4 protein-coding genes and 1 pseudogene are annotated in these 3,874 nt (G+C 61.7%); 4 read left to right on the top strand and 1 reads right to left on the bottom strand.

Annotation, left to right across the window (positions count from 1 at the left end):
* Positions 1-192 (top strand): hypothetical protein (locus GY725_17085; protein MCP4005907.1); only part of this gene is annotated, 192 nt, incomplete at its 5' end.
* Positions 193-242: 50 nt separating this feature from the next.
* On the opposite strand, the pseudogene GY725_17090 reads toward GY725_17085, so the two are convergent.
* Positions 243-428: pseudogene (locus GY725_17090) on the bottom strand (peptidase M15).
* Positions 429-822: 394 nt separating this feature from the next.
* Between GY725_17090 and GY725_17095 the strand changes: the two are divergent.
* The 3 genes from GY725_17095 to GY725_17105 all read left to right on the top strand — a co-directional run.
* A complete protein-coding gene (locus GY725_17095) occupies positions 823-1,500 on the top strand; it encodes a LexA family transcriptional regulator (protein MCP4005908.1) in 678 nt (225 codons plus the stop codon).
* Positions 1,501-1,502: 2 nt separating this feature from the next.
* Positions 1,503-1,739: a hypothetical protein gene (locus GY725_17100; GenBank protein ID MCP4005909.1), complete on the top strand. Its 237-nt coding sequence runs from the start codon at positions 1,503-1,505 to the stop codon at positions 1,737-1,739.
* Positions 1,736-3,874, top strand: a 2,139-nt coding sequence (locus GY725_17105) for an ATP-dependent RecD-like DNA helicase (GenBank protein MCP4005910.1), incomplete at its 3' end; no start/stop codon positions are given. The genes GY725_17100 and GY725_17105, both read left to right, overlap by 4 nt.

The following is a 3,874-nucleotide window of genomic DNA, read 5'->3' on the forward strand; positions in this document are numbered from 1 at the left end:
CGCGGGCAGGCGCGTCGCAAGGATACCATGACCGGCGCGTTGCTGATCACCGGCGACATCCCCCGGATCTGGCCGCTGCTGGCCATGGGCGAACAGTGCCATCTGGGCCGCGGTGCGGTCGAGGGACTGGGCGCCTTCCGGCTGGAAGGTCAAGGACAACCTCTCTGTCAACCACTTGAGCCGCGCTCCTGAGATCACCGCTTCCGCGCCTGCTCACGCATGACCGCATAGTCGCCCATCATCGCGACTTCGACGCCCGTAGCACCCAACGTCGCCACCCCGGCTGCCCCGCCACTCTTCATGATACGGCATTGCGCCAGCACTTCGCGCGCGGGCAGCGGTTCCTCGGCAAATGCTGTTGCCCGGACCGGGAAGCGATCGCTCCATTGGCGCGCGGGGCCCAGATCCACATGCATGAAGCCCGCAGGCTGCGTCCTGAAATCCCGCAAGTGACACTCTCTGCACCAAAATAGCTGGAAGACATCCTGTACGTGGTGATCAAGCAGTCCGCTGTAGCACCTCTGCTCCCACGGCATGCGGCATCCCTGACGCCCCCCGTCTTCCTCGTAGTCACCGAACTCAAGCCGCAGGCCAAGAACTCGAGCCGATAGTCCGCAGCTCGTCATTCTTCGAACGGTAGATCAGGTCGGCCTCGAAAATGGACCAGTGATCGAGGATCTCCGGGAGAATGAAATACGCCTTCTCGATGTCCATCTGCTCCTCGATCCTCGCCGTCGAATGCCAATGCTTTGTTCCAATTCCTTGACGCGATCCGATCAATCCTATTCTACCCAAATGTATCCAAAGCCCCTTGGGGGAAACATGACCGAACCTCATACCCTTGCCGACCGTCTCCGCGCGCGCGCCGACCAGCTCGGCCTCAGCCCGGCCCGCGTTGCCGAGATGGCCGGTGTGAACCGCTCCTTCGTCTACGACATCCTGCGCGGACGCTCGACCCGACCGGGGATCGAGAAACTCCGCGAGGTCGCGGCGGTGCTGAAGGTGGACCGGGATTGGCTGATCCACGGGATCGGCAACGTGGACGGCACGCCGCCCTTCATCGACAATCCCGATGAAGCCTTCGTTGCGATCGCGCACGCCGCCCCGCGCCCGTCAATGGGCGGTGGCGCGGTAGTGGCTGAAGGCCGCGACACGCCGGGCCGCGCCTATCACTTCCGCCGATCCTGGATAAAGGGCGGCCTCAAGACCAGCCCGTCGCTGCTGCGCATCATGCATGTGGAGGGCGACAGCATGGCGCTGACGCTGCCGAGCGGTGATAAGGTGCTGGCCGACATGAGACGCCGCGCACCGAAACCGCCCGGGATCTTCGTTCTGAACGACGGCATGGGGTTTGTGGCCAAGCGGCTCGAGCACGTTGCAAACAGCGATCCGCCCGCCGTGCAGGTCATCTCAGATAATGGTTTCTACAGCCCCTGCGAGCGCAGCGTCGAAGAAATCCACATCATCGGTCGCATCCGCTGGTTCGCGCGGGAGATTTGACGATGAGCCACGTCATCACTCGCGGTGCCAACATGCGCCGACACGAGGTCGATTTCGGGGACGACGATATCTCGGTGTCGCTCCACGCCAGTTCCGAGACCGTCGAATTGGTCATCGAGGCGGACCAGGACGGCAGACCAGAGGAACGGCGCCGGTTTGCGCTCGTGAACATACCGCGCCATCTGTTCAGCAAGGCGATCGCAGACCTGGCTAAAAGCACCAGGGATCGCGGGCCTTGAACGCCAAGGGTCCCGCGCGGCAAGACAACCCGGGAGAAGTCATCTCGGGCCTTGTTGAACGTGTGACCTACCACAATCAGGAGACCGGCTTTTGCGTGCTGCGCATCAAGGCACGCGGGCACCGCGACCTCGTCACAACCATCGGACACGCGGCGATGATATCCGCGGGTGAGTGGGTCACCGCTTCCGGCGAGTGGATCAATGACCGCACCCACGGCCTGCAGCTCCGCGCCCGGTTTCTGAAAACATCCGCGCCGACATCGCTCGATGGCATCGAGAAATACCTTGGCTCCGGCATGATCCGGGGCATCGGACCGGTCTATGCCAAACGGATGGTCAAGATGTTCGGCACGGACGTGTTTGACCTGATCGAGGCGGAGCCCGCGCGGTTGCGGGAAGTCGAGGGCATCGGGCCGAAACGCGCAGACAAGATCACGTCCGCATGGGCCGATCAGAAAGTCATCCGCGAGATCATGGTGTTTCTCCACAGCCATGCGGTCGGAACCGCACGGGCCGTGCGCATCTTCAAGACCTACGGCGTCGACTCTGTGCAAGTGATGAGCGAGAACCCCTACCGCCTGGCGCAGGACATTCGCGGCATCGGGTTCCGCACGGCGGATCTGATTGCCGAAAAACTCGGGATCGAAAAAACCGCCATGATCCGCGTGCGCGCCGGTATTTCCTATGCTCTCGCCGAAGCGATGGGCAACGGTCACTGCGGCTTGCCTCTTGCGGAACTGATCCCGCTCTCCACCAAACTGCTCGAGGTTCCGGATCCGCTGATCCAAACCGCCATCGACCTGGAACTGGCGGAAGGCACCGTGATTGCCGGCTCGGTTGCAGAAACCCCGTGCGTTTTCCTGAGTGGGCTCTATCGCGCAGAGAAAGGTGTCGCCGATCGCTTCCGCCATCTTGTCTCGGGCCATCGTCCCTGGCCAGATATCGACGCCGACAAGGCGCTTCCCTGGATCGAGAAGAAGACCGGCCTGACCCTTGCTCCGACCCAGGCCGAGGCCATCCGTCTTGCCCTTCGCTCCAAGGTCATGGTGATCACCGGAGGACCTGGTGTTGGCAAAACCACCATCGTCAACTCGATCCTGCAGATCCTGGCGGCAAAGGCCGTCAAGCTGTTGCTGTGCGCGCCGACTGGACGGGCTGCCAAAAGGGTGAAGGAAGCAACCGGCATGGAGGCGAAGACCATCCATCGCATGCTGGAAATCGATCCCAAGTCATTCGGTTTCAAACGAAACGAGGAGAGCCCTCTCGACTGCGATCTTCTGGTCGTCGATGAAAGCTCGATGGTTGACGTCTCCCTGATGCACGCGTTGCTGAGGGCGGTTCCGGATCATGCCGCGGTCCTGATCGTTGGTGATATCGACCAGTTGCCCTCCGTCGGCCCCGGGCAGGTGTTGGCTGATGTCATCGGCTCAAACGCGATTCCGGTCGTGCGGCTCACGGAGGTGTTCCGACAGGCGGCCCAGAGCAGGATCATCACCAGTGCGCACCGGATCAATCAGGGCCAATTGCCGGATCTCGGCAGGCCGGACGGCGACAGCGATTTCTATTTTGTCCCGGCCGAAGATCCGGATCAGGCGGTGACGCGAGTTCTCGAATTGGTCAAGAACCGGATCCCGAAACGCTTCGGTCTGGATCCCATTCGCGACATCCAGGTTCTCTGTCCAATGAACCGCGGCGGTGTCGGAGCGCGCTCACTCAACATTGAGCTTCAGGCCGCACTGAATCCCTCCGGGGACAACAAGGTGGAACGTTTTGGTTCGACCTTCGCGCCGGGCGACAAGGTCATGCAGATCGAGAACGACTACGACAAGGAAGTCTACAACGGGGACATCGGCTACGTTGAGAGTATCGATGTCGACGAGGGAGAGTTGGCCGCCAGTTTTGACGGTCGGACCGTGACCTACCTGTTCGGCGAGCTTGATACGCTGGTGCTGGCCTACGCCGCGACGATTCACAAAAGCCAGGGATCGGAATATCCCGCTGTCGTCATCCCGGTTCTGACTCAGCACTACGCCATGCTCCAGCGCAATCTGCTCTATACCGGGATTACCCGTGGCAAGCGCCTGGTTGTGATTGTCGGCCAGCGCAAGGCAGTGGCCATCGCCGTAAAGAACGTC

It is taken from the genome of bacterium (assembly GCA_024226335.1).
Classification (GTDB): Bacteria; Myxococcota_A; UBA9160; order SZUA-336; family SZUA-336; genus JAAELY01.

Bases quoted from the DNA above. Each gene is read 5' to 3' on its own strand.
- GY725_17095 (MCP4005908.1), top strand. From the start codon at position 823: ATGACCGAACCTCATACCCTTGCCGACCGTCTCCGCGCGCGCGCCGAC.
- GY725_17100 (MCP4005909.1), top strand. From the start codon at position 1,503: ATGAGCCACGTCATCACTCGCGGTGCCAACATGCGCCGACACGAGGTC.